General features: G+C 73.5%; 17 protein-coding genes and 2 pseudogenes. 12 read left to right on the top strand and 7 right to left on the bottom strand.

The annotated features are described in order from the left end of the window. Window positions 1–203: 203 nt before the first annotated feature. Complete coding sequence (locus ACLGIH_RS02520) at window positions 204–1,034, bottom strand: lysozyme (protein ID WP_416523550.1); 831 nt, start codon at window positions 1,032–1,034, stop codon at window positions 204–206. A 202-nt stretch (window positions 1,035–1,236) separates the two neighbouring features. On the opposite strand from ACLGIH_RS02520, the gene ACLGIH_RS02515 reads away from it, so the two are divergent. Genes ACLGIH_RS02515 through ACLGIH_RS02505 form a run of 3 tightly spaced genes read left to right on the top strand, consistent with a single transcriptional unit; the run spans window position 1,237 to window position 3,514 of the window. Then, window positions 1,237–1,785 carry a GNAT family N-acetyltransferase gene (locus tag ACLGIH_RS02515; protein WP_416523549.1) on the top strand — a complete coding sequence of 183 codons (549 nt, stop codon included), beginning with the start codon at window positions 1,237–1,239 and terminating at the stop codon, window positions 1,783–1,785. Continuing rightward, complete coding sequence (locus tag ACLGIH_RS02510) at window positions 1,782–2,741, top strand: phosphotransferase family protein (RefSeq protein ID WP_416523548.1); 960 nt, start codon at window positions 1,782–1,784, stop codon at window positions 2,739–2,741. The genes ACLGIH_RS02515 and ACLGIH_RS02510 overlap by 4 nt, the downstream gene beginning before the upstream one ends. An 11-nt stretch (window positions 2,742–2,752) precedes the next feature. Continuing rightward, entirely contained in the window at window positions 2,753–3,514 is a 762-nt protein-coding gene (locus ACLGIH_RS02505) for a GNAT family N-acetyltransferase (RefSeq protein ID WP_416523547.1), read from the top strand. A 51-nt stretch (window positions 3,515–3,565) separates the two neighbouring features. On the opposite strand, the gene ACLGIH_RS02500 is transcribed toward ACLGIH_RS02505, so the two are convergent. Beyond that, the gene (locus ACLGIH_RS02500; RefSeq protein WP_416523546.1) at window positions 3,566–4,027 is read right to left on the bottom strand and encodes a DUF5949 family protein; all 462 of its coding nucleotides are present in this window, start codon (window positions 4,025–4,027) and stop codon (window positions 3,566–3,568) included. Window positions 4,028–4,275: 248 nt separating this feature from the next. Between ACLGIH_RS02500 and ACLGIH_RS02495 the strand changes: the two are divergent. The 5 genes and pseudogenes from ACLGIH_RS02495 to ACLGIH_RS02475 all read left to right on the top strand — a co-directional run. Further along, window positions 4,276–4,851 (top strand): annotated as a pseudogene (locus ACLGIH_RS02495) (mechanosensitive ion channel family protein); the annotation flags it as partial. A gap of 134 nt (window positions 4,852–4,985) precedes the next feature. After that, window positions 4,986–5,270 (top strand): hypothetical protein, encoded by a 285-nt coding sequence (locus ACLGIH_RS02490; RefSeq protein WP_416523545.1) that lies wholly within the window; start codon window positions 4,986–4,988, stop codon window positions 5,268–5,270. 42 nt (window positions 5,271–5,312) lie between these two features. Continuing rightward, window positions 5,313–5,989: pseudogene (locus ACLGIH_RS02485) on the top strand (YqjF family protein). Between the two features lie 158 nt (window positions 5,990–6,147). After that, window positions 6,148–6,651 (top strand): ATP-binding protein, encoded by a 504-nt coding sequence (locus ACLGIH_RS02480; protein WP_416523544.1) that lies wholly within the window; start codon window positions 6,148–6,150, stop codon window positions 6,649–6,651. 89 nt (window positions 6,652–6,740) lie between these two features. Continuing rightward, window positions 6,741–6,968 (top strand): hypothetical protein, encoded by a 228-nt coding sequence (locus ACLGIH_RS02475; protein WP_416523543.1) that lies wholly within the window; start codon window positions 6,741–6,743, stop codon window positions 6,966–6,968. A 435-nt stretch (window positions 6,969–7,403) separates the two neighbouring features. Here the strand turns inward: ACLGIH_RS02475 and ACLGIH_RS02470 are convergent, their stop codons facing one another. The 3 genes from ACLGIH_RS02470 to ACLGIH_RS02460 all read right to left on the bottom strand — a co-directional run bounded on the left by ACLGIH_RS02470 (window position 7,404) and on the right by ACLGIH_RS02460 (window position 8,660). Next, window positions 7,404–7,595, bottom strand: a complete 192-nt coding sequence (locus ACLGIH_RS02470) for a hypothetical protein (protein ID WP_416523542.1) — start codon at window positions 7,593–7,595, stop codon at window positions 7,404–7,406. Between the two features lie 105 nt (window positions 7,596–7,700). After that, a complete protein-coding gene (locus ACLGIH_RS02465; protein ID WP_416523541.1) occupies window positions 7,701–8,270 on the bottom strand; it encodes a tellurite resistance TerB family protein in 570 nt (189 codons plus the stop codon). A gap of 174 nt (window positions 8,271–8,444) precedes the next feature. Next, a complete protein-coding gene (locus ACLGIH_RS02460) occupies window positions 8,445–8,660 on the bottom strand; it encodes a hypothetical protein (RefSeq protein WP_416523540.1) in 216 nt (71 codons plus the stop codon). A gap of 461 nt (window positions 8,661–9,121) precedes the next feature. Between ACLGIH_RS02460 and ACLGIH_RS02455 the strand changes: the two genes are divergently transcribed. Beyond that, on the top strand, window positions 9,122–10,789 hold the full coding sequence (locus ACLGIH_RS02455) for a cellulase family glycosylhydrolase (RefSeq protein ID WP_416523539.1): 1,668 nt from the start codon (window positions 9,122–9,124) through the stop codon (window positions 10,787–10,789). Between the two features lie 50 nt (window positions 10,790–10,839). On the opposite strand, the gene ACLGIH_RS02450 is transcribed toward ACLGIH_RS02455, so the two are convergent. Beyond that, a complete protein-coding gene (locus ACLGIH_RS02450) occupies window positions 10,840–11,469 on the bottom strand; it encodes a flavin reductase family protein (RefSeq protein ID WP_416523538.1) in 630 nt (209 codons plus the stop codon). 181 nt (window positions 11,470–11,650) lie between these two features. On the opposite strand from ACLGIH_RS02450, the gene ACLGIH_RS02445 reads away from it, so the two are divergent. From ACLGIH_RS02445 to ACLGIH_RS02435, 3 genes are all read left to right on the top strand, one after another. Next, the gene (locus ACLGIH_RS02445) at window positions 11,651–12,481 is read left to right on the top strand and encodes a PP2C family protein-serine/threonine phosphatase (RefSeq protein ID WP_416523537.1); all 831 of its coding nucleotides are present in this window, start codon (window positions 11,651–11,653) and stop codon (window positions 12,479–12,481) included. A 58-nt stretch (window positions 12,482–12,539) separates the two neighbouring features. Further along, window positions 12,540–13,532, top strand: a complete 993-nt coding sequence (locus tag ACLGIH_RS02440; RefSeq protein ID WP_416523536.1) for an MASE1 domain-containing protein — start codon at window positions 12,540–12,542, stop codon at window positions 13,530–13,532. Window positions 13,533–13,595: 63 nt separating this feature from the next. Continuing rightward, window positions 13,596–13,928, top strand: coding sequence for a glyoxalase superfamily protein (locus ACLGIH_RS02435; protein WP_416529265.1), 333 nt, complete (start codon window positions 13,596–13,598; stop codon window positions 13,926–13,928). A gap of 403 nt (window positions 13,929–14,331) precedes the next feature. On the opposite strand, the gene ACLGIH_RS02430 is transcribed toward ACLGIH_RS02435, so the two are convergent. Next, entirely contained in the window at window positions 14,332–15,756 is a 1,425-nt protein-coding gene (locus tag ACLGIH_RS02430) for a hypothetical protein (RefSeq protein WP_416523535.1), read from the bottom strand. Window positions 15,757–15,763: the final 7 nt, after the last annotated feature.

Genomic DNA, 15,763 nt, shown 5'->3' with positions numbered 1-15,763 from the left:
CGGTGGGGCACACCGCCCGCCCGCCCCGGCGGCCCGGCCGGGGGGCGGAACCGAGTGGCTGTGCCGGTGCCCCGGCGCAGAGCGTCGGCCGCATGGCCGGCGAGTGCTTCGACGACCCGCGCCTCGCGGCGCTCCACGGCGCGCCGGAGCCCGACCGCGGCGACCTCGACGCCCGCCTCCGGCCGGCGCACGCCCCGCCCGGGTCAGCCGTTGGCGAGCGCGCGGACCCGGTCGAGGGCCCCGTTGAACCTGTTGTGGTCGCCGACGATCGGCCCCGACGAGGTGTACTGCCACATCGTGTACGCGGACCAGCCGGCGGGCAGCTCGCCCACGGTCGAGGCGTACCGGGCGACCCACAGCGGGTTGTTCGCCGCGAAGCCCGTGTAGTTGCCGGTGCACTGCTTCCACCAGTTGGTGGAGGTGTAGATCACCGGGTGGCGTCCGGTGCGGTCCCTGTAGGTGTTCAAAAAGTCGCGGATCCAGGACACCATCTGGCTCTGCGACTTGCCGTAGCAGGCCGCCCCGTACGGGTTCCACTCGATGTCCAGGACACCCGGCAGGGTCCTGCCGTCCTTCGACCAGCCTCCTCCGTGGTCGACGAAGTAGCCGGCCTGGGCGGCGCCGCTCGCGGTGTCGGGCGTCGCGAAGTGGTACGCGCCGCGGATCATGCCGACGTCGTACGAGCCGTTGTACTGCTGCGTGTAGTAGGGGTTCTTGTAGTAGGTCCCCTCGGTGGCCTTGACGTAGGCCCACTTGACCCCGCTGCTCCACAGGGACGGCCAGGCGACGTTGCCCTGGTGGCTGGAGACGTCCACGCCCTCGGTCTGGGCGGCCCTGGTCGTGAGCGGCGGTCCGTGCTCGCCCTCGTGGGCCAGAACGCCCATGCCCATTCGGGCGGAACCGCGGACCGGGCCCTCGTCGGCCGTGGAGGCGGTGGCGGCGTGCAGGGGAAGCAGGAGAGTGGGGGCGGCGAGCACAAGGCTCGTGGCGAGCACGCGTGAGCGGCCGAAGGCCCCGGCTATGGCTGAGCGCATGGCCCCATCCGACCCGGTGCCGTGCCGCCCCGCATCTCACAGGCGCCCATTCGGAGTTGCCCGGGTCCGCGGGGCCGCCGCGGCGTGAGCCCGTGCCGGAACGGAGCCGGGCCTGGCAGGTGGTCGGCACCGCGGCGGCACGGGTGCCCGCGGGCTTTAATTGGCTGGTCCGCGCGGGTGACCGGCGCCTACGCTCGGGCCCATGGATCTTCGCGAGGAACTGCCCGGTGACAGAGCGGCCGTCCGTGCTCTCCACCAGGAGGCGTTCGGTGACCACGGCGCGGTCGTGGCCGAGTTGACGGACGCGCTGCGCGCCGCCCTCACCCCGAGTGGCGGGCTGTCGCTGGTCGCCGAGGAGGCCGGGCAGGTGGTCGGGCACGTCATGTTCACCCGGAGCCTGCTCGACGCTCCCCGGCGCCTGGTCGACGTGCAGGTGCTCAGCCCGCTCGGGGTGTCGCCCGCCCACCAGCGCCGGGGCGTGGGCTCGGCCCTGGTCCGGCGCGGAGTGGAGATCCTCGCCGAACGCGCGGTCCCCCTGGTCTTCCTGGAAGGGGATCCCGGCTACTACCGCCGCTTCGGGTTCGCGCCCGGCGCGGAGTCCGGTTTCCGCAAGCCGTCCCTGAGAATCCCCGACGCCGCCTTCCAGGCGCTCCCCCTGCCCGCGTACGAGCCGTGGATGACGGGGACGTTGGTCTACTCGGAGACGTTCTGGCAGCACGACGCCGTCGGCCTGCGGGAGGCCCACCAGTGACGGACGCGGCAAGCCGGGACGACTGGTCGGCCACCCGCGCCTGGGTCGAGAAGCACCTCGGTGAGGGCGAGTGGGTCGAGGGCGCCGAGCGGCTGCGCGGCGGGTGGACCTCCGAGATGCGCCTGCTGCGTGTGTCGGGGCCCGGCGCCGGCCGCCGGCTGGTCCTGCGCTCCTTCGTCGAGCCCTTCTTCCGGCAGCACGCCGAGGGTCTCCTCACGCGCGAGGCACAGGTCCTGTCGCTGCTGCGGAGCACCGACGTCCCGGCGGCCCGCTGCCTGGCCGTCGACCCGACGGGCGAGCACGGCGACCATCCCTCCCTGCTGATGTCCCTGCTGCCCGGTGGCGTGCGCCTCGACGAGGAGGAGGCCGAGCGGCGCGCCGAGTTGCTGGCCCGCCATCTGGTACGGATCCACCGGGTGCGGGTCACGGAACGGTCCCGCCCCCGTCCGTACCAGGCGTGGACCTCGCCCGAGCGCGTACGCGTTCCGCGGGCCACGGACCGGCCCGGGCTGTGGGCGCGCGCCGTGGACGTCATCCGGCGGGACCCGCCCGAGTACGCCGGGTGCTTCCTGCACCGGGACTTCCACCCCGGCAACGTCCTCTTCACCGGGCACGGCGACGACCTGCGGATCACCGGCGTCGTCGACTGGGTGGAGACCTCCTGGGGACCGGCCGACCTGGACGTCGCCCACTGTTCCACCGCGCTCGCGCTGCTGCACGGCCCCGACGCCGGCCTGCGGTTCGCGGACCGTTACACCGCCGCCGGCGGACGGCTCGCCGCGACGCCGGACGACCATCTGTACTGGCGGCTCCTGGACGCCCTGGCCTTCGCACCCGACGCCGAGAAGGTCGCCGTGCCCTGGCGGGAGCTGGGCCGCACCGACCTGACCGCGCCGGTGATCGCCGCACGCCTGGAGAGCTATCTCGAAGCGCTCTTCCGGTGTCACGGCCGGTGAGCGGCTCACCCATGCCCCCTTCCGAAGAGAGCGGCGTTCCCCTGAGAACCGTACGAAGCGACGCGCGCACCTGGCCCGACGAGCACCTGAAGGAACTGTTCAGCGAGGGGTTCCCGGAGTTTGTCCTGGCCGACCGGGCGGCGAAGCGGTACCTGGGCCGAGTCCGGGACTGGTTCGCGGCCTTCGACCTCATGCTGGTGGACGAGCACGAGGTGCCGGTCGCCGGAGGGTGGGGCGTGCCCGTCCGCTGGGACGGGCGCACCGACACCCTCCCGACCGGGTACACCGACGCCCTGGCCCGGGCCGTGGAGGGCCGCGAGCGGCAGGTGGCCGCCGACACCCTGGTGATCTGCGGGGCGATCGTCACCCCGTCCCACAAAGGCCGCGGCCTGGCGGGGGAGGTCCTCAAGGCCCTGCGGGCCACGGCACGGGAAGCCGGGCTGTCCCGGGTCGTCGCGCCGGTCCGCCCGACGCTGAAGGCCCGATACCCGCTGACCCCGATCGAGACCTTCATGCGATGGCGACGAGACGACGGGCTGGCCCTGGACCCCTGGATCCGGACCCACCAGCGGCTCGGTGCCACCCTTCTGGCGCCGGCTCCCGCGTCGCAGACCATGACCGGGACGGTGGCCGAGTGGGAGCGCTGGACCGGAATGGCCCTGCCCGAGTCGGGCGACTACGTCATCCCCGACGGCCTGAGCACCCTCCGTGTCGACCGGATCGCCGACCAGGGCGTCTACCGGGAGCCGAACGTGTGGATGCGGCACGACTGAGCGATTCCCGTGCGCAGGGGGAACCGCTCGGCCGGGCGGCGGCGACCTGCCTCAGGTGCGCAGCTTCCGGGCGGGCAGCAGGACGTGGGCCGCGGACGAGAGCGTCTCCTCGTCGTTGACGAACGCCGCCGGCGCCTGGGGATCGCCCAGCTCGGCGTCCTTCGGCCACACGCGCGTGGCGAGGATGAGGTAGGCGACCCCGCGCTTCTCGACGGCGGCCGGCCAGGCCGGCGACGGCACGAACTGGCTGTTGGCCTGGAGCATGGTGAGGACGGCCGCGTTGGGCACGATGAGCAGGCTGATCGGCAGCCGGGGCCGGGCGGCGGCGTTGACCAACCCGTCCTCCGGCGACAGACCGGCCTTGCGCAGCAGCTGCTCGACGGCGGCCGACGCGGCTTCCGGGCCGCCCGGGCCGTCGCCCAGCGGACAGACGAGAAGGTAGGGGATGTCGCCCTCGGGGGTCTCACGACTCCAGGACAGGACGGAGAGCGTGCCCGGACCGGCGGTGGTCACAGCGGACGTTTCGGATGAAGTGGAAGTCACCGCGGAACCCTGTCGACGCGCCGGTACGCGCCCGGGCCGCTCTCACCCGAGCAGGTGACGGACTCCGGGGCCGCCACACGAACGAGGGACGGTGACGGCAGGGCACCGCGCCGCTCGCGCGGTCGCGCGGAGAACGGGGCCGTCATGGCCGGCCGGGTCCGGGGCAGGGACGCCCGGAGTCCTGACACCCCTGCCGAGGAACGGAGGCACGACCGTCCATGGTGTACGTACCCGACCGCCCGATGACGGAGCCAGCCGTGGAGCTGGCGCTCACGATGCCGGACCGGGCGCGTGACCACACCGCCGAGCTGACCGGGGTCCCGTTGCGCATCGCCCTCATCGTGATCGTCGTCGCGTTGATCCGGATGCCGGCCGGCCGGGCCGTCACCCGCGTGGTCAAGCGCATCCTGGAGCCCGCCGGGGGCGGAGGGGAGACCGGCCGCCGGCCGGGCCGCGGCCCGGTGGTGCTGCACCGCGACCGGTCCCGCGCCCGGGAGCGGCGCGAGCAGCGGGCGCGGACGATCGGCTCCGTCCTGAGCAGCATCGTGTCCGTCGTGCTGTTCACGGTCGGTGTCGCCACGGTGCTCGACCAGATCGGCATCGCCCTGGGGCCGCTGATCGCCAGCGCCGGCGTGGTCGGTCTCGCGATCGGCTTCGGCGCCCAGAGCCTGGTCGCCGACTACCTCTCCGGCATGCTCATCATGATCGAGGACCAGTACGGCGTCGGCGACTGCGTCGACCTCGGCGAGGCGGTCGGAGAGGTGGAGCACGTCGGTCTGCGCCTCACCCAGGCCCGCGATCTCAACGGCGGTCTGTGGCACATCCGCAACGGCGAGATCCTCCGGGTCCGCAACGACAGCCAGGAGTGGGCGCGTGCCGTGCTGGACGTGTCCGTGGCCTACGACGCCAACCTCGACGACGTCTGCCGGTGCCGGAGGAGACCGGCAAGGCCATGCGCCAGGACCCGGACTTCGCCGATGTCCTGCTGGAGGCCCCCTCCGTCTGGGGCGTGCAGTCCCTGGACGCGGACGGCGTCCTGGTGCGCCTGGCGGTCAGGACGGCGCCGCTCCAGCAGTGGGGCGTCACCAGGGAGCTGCGGCGCCGGGTCAAGGAGGCCCTGGACGCGGCGGGCATCGGCATCCCCTTCCCGCAGCGCACCATCTGGCTGCGCAACGAGGACACGCCCGCCGTCACCGCCTCCGCCCTGCGCTGAGGCGGGCGCCGGCGGCCGGGTGGGCTCTGCCGTCCTGGACCGGTGGACAGGCCCGCCTCCGTTACCCCCGACGCGCCCGACGCCGTCCGGGTGCCGCTCCTGACCCGGCGGTGGCTCGACCTCTGCTTCAACCACTGGGCCGTGACCCCCGAGGCGCTGGCGGGGCTGATGCCGCGCGGCACCTCGCCCGACACGCACGACGGGTTCACCTACATCGGGCTCGTCGCCTTCCGCATGCACCGGGTCGGCCGGCCGGGGTGCCCGGAGTGCCGTATCCGGGCTCGTTCCCGGAGACGAACGTGCGGCTGTACTCGGTCGACGCGCACGGCCGGCGCGGTGTCGTGTTCCGGTCGACGGACGCCGTCCGGCTGATCCCGGTGGTGATGGGCCGTGCCGGTTTCCGGCTGCCGTACCTGTGGTCCCGCATGCCGGTCCGTGCCGTCGGCGACACCGTCACCTGCACCGGTTCGCGCCGCTGGCCGGGCCCGCGCGGCGCATACAGCCGCATCACCGTACGAGCCGGCGAACGCATCGAGGCACCGACGGATCTGGAATCCTTCGTCATCGCCCGCTGGGGCATGCACAACGCCTTCTTCGGCGGGGCGGCGTACCTGCCCAACCAGCACCCCCGTTGGCCACTCCACCGTGCCGAACTGCCGGCGTGGGAGGAGACCCGGTGGCGGCCGCGGGGCTGCCCGCGCCCCGCGGGAAACCGGTGAGCGTGCTGTACTTCCCGGGCGTTCCCGTCCGCCTGGGGCGCCCGGCCCGGCCGGCGGACATCCGCACTCCGTGAGTCCCGGCCCGGCTCGGGCCGCGTAAGGACGCCCGTCGCGGGCAGTCGTGGCAGAGCAGGCAGCGGACCTGGGAGGCACCCGCGATGGGCGAATCGTCGGTACGGGCAGTGGGGTGGGCACGCTCCTTGCCGGTGAGCAGCGGAGTGAAGGCCGCGCGGGACTGGGCGCGGCGGCATCTGGAGACCCTGGGCTGGACGACCAGCGACCCGGCCACCGTGGACGCCGTGCTGCTGACCGTCTCGGAGCTGACCACCAACGCCCACATTCACGCGCACAGCACCGCGCAACTGGTGATGAGCTGGGACAACCGCTGCCTGCACGTCGCGGTGCACGACGGCTCGAGGGAGCTGCCGGCACCCCGCAAGCCGGGTACCGAGGGGCTCGGCGGGCGCGGCATGCTGCTGGTCGACGCCCTCGCCGACAGCTGGGAGGCGCGGCCGTGCCCGGACGGCAAGACCGTCATCGCCTGCTTCCGGCCGTCCGGCGTCGCCGACGACGAGGGCGAGAGCGGCGATGCGGGGGAGGGCGGCGATGCGGGCGTCGCCGACGATACCGGCGGTGCGGGCCACGCCGGCAAGGGCGGCTGAGGAGGCCTCAGGGAACGCCGGGCCGCCGGGGCAACAAGGGAAGGCATCACGGCGTCCAACTCATGGCGAACCCAGAGGTTTGCATGCGTATGCGCACGTTCCTGGCGGCCGGGCTTCTGTCGGTGGCGGCTGCGGTGATGGGGGCAGGTACCGCGAGTGCCGCGGACGGTCCGAAGCCCGTCGAGGTCGAGAGCGGCTCCTTCGACCACAAGGCCGGCCAGAAGTTCATGAACGTCGGCGGCAAGAACGGCATCACCTATGCCGCAGACTTCGAGCGGCACAGCGGTGCCGGTTTCGAGCTCGAATCCGGCCACTGACGTCCCGCGCTCCATCGACGGCCTGGTTCCGCTGCTCGCCGAACCGGGCCGTCGCCCGTCTCCGGTGTGACCAGCCGGTATGTGATCCGGTCGAGCTTGCCGTACTCCCAGTAACAAGATCACGATCTAATGCGTGCGCCTCAGGCAACCAACTGGGGCCGACCCATTCGATCAATCAGGGAGTCCGCATGCACCCCTTGCACGAACCCTTCGATCCTCTGGCACGCCTTCACCAGGCGCGCGAGGAGTACGAGACACACCGGCAGAGCTGCCGGCAGTGCGGTGCGGACGGGGTCCCGTGCCCGGTGGCCAAGCATCTGAGACGCGCCTACAACAACGCCGCACGCGCCGCCCGCCCGCAGCCGGACGGTCACGTCTCGCCGGGATAGGGCCCGGACGGCCGGCACCCGCCGGGCGCCGGAGCGGGGCCCGCGCCTAACCGTCGTCCCCGGTGGTGGAGTTGGCCGTCCCGCGCCGGTTCTTCCCGGCACGCACCAGCTCTCCCGCGCCGACCGTCACGGCCGCCACCACGCGGACCCAGCGGGGCCCGCCGCGCTCGGCCCACACCACGCAGACGCACCCGCCGACGACGAGCGCCAGAACGACGAGCAGCACCACAACGGCCATGTCCCCCACCTTCACCCGTGCACGGTCCGGGTGATCCTCTCAGGGCGGACCCGAGCACCGCCCCGGCGGGGTGGGTGTCGGGGCGGGCGGCGGGCGGGGGGTCGCTCAGATGCCGAACTCCGTGGGCGGCACGCCGAGAGCGGTGCAGGCCTCGCGGATCACCTGCTGCTCGGACGGTTCGAAGGAGCCGTCGGCGCCGGCGACGACGATGCCGGTCTGGACGACCGCGCGGGCCTCCTGGGGCTTCTTGGCGGCCTTGGCGATGACCTGGAGCGCCTCGGACCTCCCCAGCTCGAAGTTGGCGAGGAGCCGGTCCACGTGCTGGTTGAACCGCTGGCGGAGCTGGTCCGCCGGGAAGTTCTGCAGGACCTCGTTGGAGACGATCAGCTCTTCCACCCGCTGCCGCTCCGCGGGCTCCACCTGCCCGTCGGCCGCGGCCACCAGGGCGCACATCGCCATGCTGGCGTCGCGGTAGGCGCCGCTCTTGAGCTCGGTCTTGACGGACGCGAGCTGGGACTTGAACAGGCCGATCAGCTGGGCCTTGGACCCGCCGGAGGACGAGCCCGAGCCCGGCCCGCGGCCGCCCCCGGACTGCCCGTGCCCGCCCGCGCCCCGAGCGCCCTGGGGCTGCTGCAAGTTCTTGGCCTGGTCCTTGATCCGGTCCCACATCGCCACTGGTGCCACCTCGGCTTCTGGTGCTGCCTGTCGGTCCTGGTCCGCGCCGCGCTCGCGCACGGCCCGCCAGGTGAACGCGCCCGGGGGCGCAGGGGTTCCCCGACGGCAAAGAGAGCGCAGAAGACGCAGGGGCAAGAGTGCGGACGGGGCCCGGAGTTCTCTTCCGGGACCGGGTCAGGCCGGGGCGATGCCGTCCAGCTTGCCGGCCTTGGCGTCGGCGACGAGCGAGGCGAACTGGTCGGCGCTCATCTGCACCCGCCGGCCGAAGTCGTCGGTGAGCACGATCCGTCGGTCCGCCGGGGCGTCCCGGTCGACGAACAACTGCGGGCAGCCGCAGTCGCAGTTCCCGCAGAACGTCGCCACCGGCTCCAGGCCATGGGTCTCGGACATGGCGTTCCACCTCTCCATGGGTGCGGATGGCGCGCGTCGGTGTCCGGGGTGCGGAAACCGGCGGTCGCCGGGCTGCCCAGGGGATACCCGGCGGCGAGGGGCGCGACGCGCGACGCCGCCGCGCGAGCCCGGGCCGGCGGGGGCACGGAGCCCGCGCCTGCGCCCCGATGCTCCTGCCGGCGCCTTCGGTGCCCCGGTTCCACCCGTCGGCACGGGAACCCGACGGCACCGGCGTCCGACTCCTTGCGGAGGGCCCGCGCGACGGCCGTCGGCGCCGGTCCTCGCACGTCCCTCGCGCGCCATGCGTTCCGGGCAGGCGCTGTGGCGGAGAGGACCACGGGCGACGGCTGTCTTGACGTGTACGTGGCGCAATGAGTTTCATGGAGGTGCGTTTCATGGGAGCGCTCCCACCGTTCCCTTCCAGGAGTCACCCGGCCCCCGCCCCACACTCTGGAGCCGCAATGAGAACCCCGACGCGCACCTCTCGGCACCGCATCCGAACGGGATCGCTGGCCGGACTGGCCGCCTTCCTCGGTCTCGTCCTCCTCGGCGCCCTCGCCCCGGCCACCGCCCAGGCCCGCCCGGCCGACCCCGCCACCGGCCTGCACATCAGCGACGGCCGCCTGGTGGAGGGCAACGGCAACGACTTCGTCATGCGGGGCGTCAACCACGCCCACACCTGGTACCCGGGCGAGACCCAGTCGCTGGCCGACATCAAGGCGCTGGGCGCCAACACCGTCCGCGTCGTCCTGTCCAACGGCCATCGCTGGACGGAGAACACGCCTGAGGACGTGGCCGCAGTCGTCGACGACTGCAAGGGCAACCGGCTCATCTGCGTCCTGGAGGTGCACGACACCACCGGCTACGGCGAGGAGGCCGCGGCCGGAACGCTCGACCAGGCCGCCGACTACTGGATCGGGCTCAAGGACGTCCTCGCCGGCGAAGAGGACTACGTCATCGTCAACATCGGCAACGAACCCTGGGGGAACACCGACCCCGCGGGCTGGACCGCGCCCACGATCGCGGCCGTGAAGAAGCTGCGCGCCGCCGGGTTCCGGCACACCCTCATGGTGGACGCCCCCAACTGGGGCCAGGACTGGCAGGGCGTCATGCGGGCAGAGGCGCGGACCGTCCGTGACGCCGACCCCACCGGCAACCTGATCTTCTCCATCCACATGTACAGCGTCTACGACACCGCCCAGAAGATCACCGACTACCTCAACGCCTACGTCACCGCCGGTCTGCCCCTCGTCATCGGCGAGTTCGGCGGTCCCCCCGACCAGTGGGGCGACCCGGACGAGGACACCATGATGGCCGCCGCCGAACAGCTCGGGCTCGGATACCTGGCCTGGTCCTGGAGCGGCAACACCGACCCCGTCCTCGACCTGGCCGTCGACTTCGACCCCGGCCGGCTCAGCTCCTGGGGCGAGCGCATCTTCAACGGGGCCGACGGCATCGCCCGTACCGCCGAGGAAGCCACCGTCTACGGCGGCACCGCCCCCGGCGACACCCGGGCGCCGACCGCTCCCGGCACCCCGGCCGCCTCGGCCGTGACGGCCACCTCGGTCACCCTCCGCTGGGCCGCCGCCACCGACGACACCGGCGTCACCGGCTACGACGTCGTCCGCGTCGACGGCGACTCGGAGACGACGCTCGCCGCCACCACCGGCACCGGCGTCACCCTGTCCGGCCTCACCGCCGACACCCGTTACACCTTCGCCGTCTACGCCCGTGACGCGGCGGGGAACCGTTCGGCGCGCTCGGCCACCGTGACCGTCACCACGGGGAACGGCGGCGGCACTCCGGGCGTCTCCTGCTCCGTCGGGTACCGCGTCGTCAACGAATGGCCGGGCGGCTTCCAGGGCGAGATCACCCTCCGCAACACCGGCACCGCCGCCCTCGCCGACTGGAGGCTCGGCTTCTCCTTCGCCGACGGCCAGACCGTCACCGGCATGTGGGGCGCGACGCCCACCCAGAACGGCGCCGCGGTCAGCCTCGCCCCGGCCTCGTACACCTCCACGATCCCCGCCGGCTCCACGGTCACCGTCGGCTTCCTCGCCGACCGGGGCACCGGGAACACCGCCCCGGCGGAGTTCCGGCTCGACGGCACCCTCTGCGCCACCAGCTGACCGGGTGTCCCGCTGTCCTGCGAGGCGGCCCACCCGCCCCGCAGGACGGGTCAGCGGGCCGCCGGTGTACGCCCGGCCGTCTGCGAACGGAAGCTGCGGCCGAGTTCGGGAGCCAGACCGTGGTAGTGGCGGAAGTTGTAGATGAGCGGGCTCCACGCGGCCGGGTCGATGTGGTGCGTGCCGGGTACGACGATGCGTTCGTCGGCGTGGACCCGCAGCACCTCGCACTCGACGCTGAAGAACTCACCCGCGCCACCCGGTGTCAGCGCGCTCACCCTCGCCTCCAGCTGGAGGGCGCATTCCGCGACCCGGGGCGGCCGTACGAGACCGGAATCCGCCGGTGTGAGCCCCGCGGCCGCGAACTTGTCACCCTCGTAGCGGAACATCGGCCGCTTCCTCTCCGGTACCGGATCGGCTCCCGTGAGCGGGGCGAGCCGCTCCACCTGCTCCCACAGCTCCGGCGACGCGACGTCGACGACCACCTCCGGCCGGGCCGACAGGTTGCGCACGGTCTGGCTGTCGCTGCCCAGGCCGAGGACGACGTGCCGTCCCAGCGCCCACGCCGACGAGGCGGGGGCGAGGTTGGCGGTGCCGTTCTCGTTCACGGTGGTCAGCAGGACCACGGGCGTGCCGAAGTACAGGACGCTGGGCTGGATCACTCGGTGGGTGCCGGTCGTCATGCCGTGAACGCTAGGCGTGGATCGATTCGGCGGACACCGAACGGCCAGCCGGTGATCATGGCCGGTGGCCGCCGCCGACCGGGTGCCACACCGCGACCCGGCGACTGTCGCCGCTGCGCGACAAACGGGGCAATGTAGGAATAAGTGCCCCGAGCGGGCTCTCGGCATTCCGGAGTGATCCATGTTCCGCAAGCGCTCACCGGACGACGGCGACGAGCTGCTGGCCAGACTCGGACTGCTGACCGCCAAGGCGCGCGAGCTGGCGGAACTGCAGCGGTCGCAGGTCGAGCTGGCCCTCGCCCTGCAGCGCGGCATGCTGCCCCGGGACATGCCCGTCGTCCCCGGCATCCACCTGGCCGTGCGGTACTCGCCCGCCTACTCCGGGCTCAATGTGGGGGGCGACTGGTACGACGCCTTCGCGCTGCCCGACGGCCGTATCGGGCTGTCCGTCGGCGACGTGCAGGGACACACCACGGAGGCCGCCGCGTTCATGGGGCAGGTACGGGTCGGGCTGCGGGCGCTCGCCTCGGTCACCAGCGAGCCGGGCGACCTCCTCGCGCGCACCAACGACCTGCTGCTCACACTCGGCACCGACCTCTTCGCCACCTGCACGTTCATGCGGCTCGACCCGACCACCGGGGTACTGGAGAGCGCCCGGGCCGGGCACGTCCCGTGCGTGTGGGCCACGGCGGACGGGAAGTCGGGCGTCTCCGAGGACGAGGGAGGCCCGCCGCTCGGGGTCCAGGAGGGGATGGAGTACCCGGTCACCCGGTACCGGCTCACCACGGGCGGGGTCTTCGTCCTGCTCACCGACGGCGTGGTGGAGGGACCGATACTGAGCCTGGACGAGGGCCTCGACCAGGTCGTACGCCTTGCGGGCATCGCCGCCGTCGCCGGTATGGACGCCGCCTCGCTGGCCGCCGCCGTGATCAAGAACGCCGAGCACGTCGGGCACGAGGACGACGCGGCGGTCCTGGTGGTCGGTCACGACAGGCGGAAGTTTCAGCCGTAGGGCGGCCACCCGGCTCTCCCGCCTCGCAGACGCGGGCGCGTCGGTGTCTGATGACTGCGTGGTGGGTATCCGTGCTTGGCCCCGACCGGTCGTCCTCGCCCTGGAGACGCTGGTCGTCGCGGCGTGCTACTACGCGGCCGGGCGGCTGGGCCTGCTGCGCGGGCTCGTCGTGGAGGGCGCGGTGGTCACGCCCCTGTGGCCGCCCGCCGGCGTGGCGGTCGCCTTTCTGTTCATCTTCGGCCTGCGCGCCGTGCCGGGGATCGCCCTCGGCGTGCTGTTCGTGGTCATGTACCTGGCCCCGCTGCGGCCGAGTGTCCTGGGCACCCTGTTCGGGAACACCGCCGGCCCCGTCTGCGCCTACCTCCTGCTGCGCCGGGTGGGGTTCCGCACCGACCTCAGCCGCCTGCGGGACGGTGTCGCACTGGTGTTCATCGGGGCCCTGGCCAGCATGCTGATCAGCGCGAGCATCGGTGCCGGGCTGCTCCTCGGGACGCAGAAGCTCACCTGGGACAGCTTCTGGCCGGTCTGGCTGGCGTGGTGGGTGGGCGACGCGATGGGCGTCGTGATCGTCACCCCGCTGCTGCTCCTGCTGTACCGCGCGCGCTGGCCTCCGCGGGGCTCGCGCTGGAAATGGGCGGAGGCCGCGGGGATGGCCGTCGTGGCCTGCGTGGTGATCCCCCTGGCCGCGCTCAGCACCGTGAGCGTGCTGTTCCTGGTTTATCCGCTGCTGATCTGGGCCGCCCTGCGGTTCCAGCTCGCGGGCAGTCTGCTGACCGCACTGGCCGCCTCCGTGATGACCACCGTCGCGGCCACGGAAGGCTTCGGCGGCTTCGACCGGCTGACCGATGTGGAGGTGATGATCAAGCTCCAGGCCTTCAACGGGACCATGGCCCTGACCGCGCTGCTGCTGTCGGCCGTGATCACCGAGCAGCTCAACACCCGACGCTCGGTGGAACGGGCCTGTCAGGAGCTGGTCGAGGTGCTGGGGCACCTGACGGCGGGCGAGGCGCCGCCCGGCCGGCGCACCGGCGACGGCGGCCCGTCGCCCTGAGCGGCCCGTCGCCGTGGACCGCTCCGTGTCGGTGGCACCTGGCAGCATGACGGCATGTCGACGATGAACGAGGAAGTCATCCCGATCCTGCGGGTGGCCGACGCGGCGGCGGCCGCCCGCTGGTATGCGCGTCTGGGGTTCGCCGTCCAGTGGGAACACCGCTTCGAGCCCGGCCTGCCGGCCTTCGTCGAGGTGGCGCGCGGCCGGGTACGGCTGTTCATGTCGGAGCACACCGGAGACGCCCGCCCGGACACGCTGGTCTACCTGCGGGTGGCCGACGTCGACGCGGTGGCCGCCGAGTTCGGGGTGCCCGTCGAGGAGGCGCCCTGGGCCCGTGAGACGGAGCTGCGCGATCCCGACGGCAACCGCCTCAGAATCGGCACCCCGACGGAGTGACCGCCGAGCCGGCGCCGCTCGTCGCCGAGGGCGTGGCCGGCCGCCCGGCTCACCGCGGGGCAGGCGGGACCGGGGCCCGCCTGCCCGAGAGCCACGGCACCGCGCGCCGGAGCCGGGCCGGCGTCCACGGGGTGGTGGGCGTCCGCCGGGGCGGGGGTGGCGTGCGCCGGACCGGGCAGTGGCCGGCGGGCGGGCAGATCAGCAACTCACCGGCGACGTCGAGCTGTGAGGCACCGGACGGGGCGGCGGAAGCGGCGGACGGGATGCATGAGGGCATGTGTGATCACCTGTGGATGTGTCGAGTGAGTGGACGGCGGGACGCAGGTTTCGGAGATCGGCGGAGACCAGCGGAGATCGGCGGAGATCGGCGGAGGCCAGAGGAAACCGGCAAGATCGGCGGAGATCAGCGGAGGGTGGCGTGGCGCGGGCGCGGACGGTGGTCGCGGGGACGGCTGCGGTCGGCGGGACGGACCCGGGCGGGGCCGGGCTCCGCCAGCCCCGCCCGGTACAGCCCGTGGACGATCCGCCGCTGGGCCGCCGCCTCCAGCTCGTCCCGCAGCGCGCCGCCGCGCAGCACCGCGTCGGGGTCCAGCAGTTCCTCGACGACGGCCAGCGCACCGGCGTGGTCACCGTGGTCGAGGCGTTCGCGGACCCCGGCGAGACAGTCGGGGCGACGGTGCGCCCGGTCGATCGCCTGGAGACAGGGGAGCGGGGTGCCGGTCAGCGCGGCGAGCAGTTCCTCCCGCCGGACCTCGGCCGGGTCGTGGTCCAGCGCGGTCAGGACGCCGTCGACCAGGCCGATGCGGTGCCGGGCGCCCCGGCACTCCACGAGACGCGCTTCTCCCGCCCGGTCCGCCGGCGCGGACCGAGCGGCCGGCCTGTGACCAGGTACGAGTGCGGAGGCGACCAGCGGGTGCAGCCGGTCCGGCTCGATCGACCCGGCGCGCAGCAGTTCCAGGTCCGGCAAGGTCCAGGTGGCCGCATCGGGCAGCACCGGAGCCCCGGAGCCGGAGCCGCCGTCGCCCGCCGCGGTGATCCGCAGGGCCGGAGGCGTCTCGCCGTCCCCGTCCCCGCCGCCGCCCGCGAGCAGATCCAGATGCAGGAGCAGCCGGTGCCGGGAGCCGAGCCGTACGACGACGGGGCCGGCGGACCGCCCCTCGGCGCGCAGCACGATCCCCGCCTCCGCCGCCCAGCGGTCGACGGCACAGCGGTGGCCGGGCGGCAGCGCCCCCGGCAGTCCGGGGCCCGCCGCGGAGCCGCCGGCGGGTGGTCGGCCGGCGGCCCCGGACCGGGTCCGCAGCTCATGGGCGCGGGTCGCGTCCCACAGGTGACGGTGCAGGTCGAGCCGGAACCGGCGGCTGGGCCGGGGATGCGGGTGGCGGAACGCCCCGCCCGTGGAGCGGGACCCGCCCCACAGGGCGAGGCTCATCCGCTGGCCGGCGTCCGCCCAGGCCGGTGCCGTACGCACGACGAGGAACGGCGGGCCGCCCCGCTTGCGTGGTCCGGTGCCGTACCGGGCCAGGGCGACGGTCAGGCCCGGACGCAGCAGACCGTCCGGGGCGATTCTCGGCATGTGCCAGCGCAGCAGGTCGGGCGCCAGTCGACGGAGGTCGGCCCGGACGCGGGCCGCGAGGTCGCGGCCGTGGGCTCGCGCCACGCCGCGCAGGTCGAGGTCGACGTCGATGCCCGCGGCGGCGCACGCACCCGCCCAGTCCCCGGCGCGGCGACGGGCGGTCGCGGTCTCGATCATGGAGGGCGGCACGGCGTATTCCCGCACGCGCGGCCAGAAGGAATCCCGGGTGTCCCCGTTCGCGATGTGAGTGGCCATCAGCACT

The sequence above is a fragment of the Streptomyces hamibioticus genome (assembly GCF_047946815.1).
Classification (GTDB): domain Bacteria; phylum Actinomycetota; class Actinomycetes; order Streptomycetales; family Streptomycetaceae; genus Streptomyces.
Note: the sequence above shows the minus strand (reverse complement) of the source record. Positions and strands in the feature narration are given on the sequence as shown.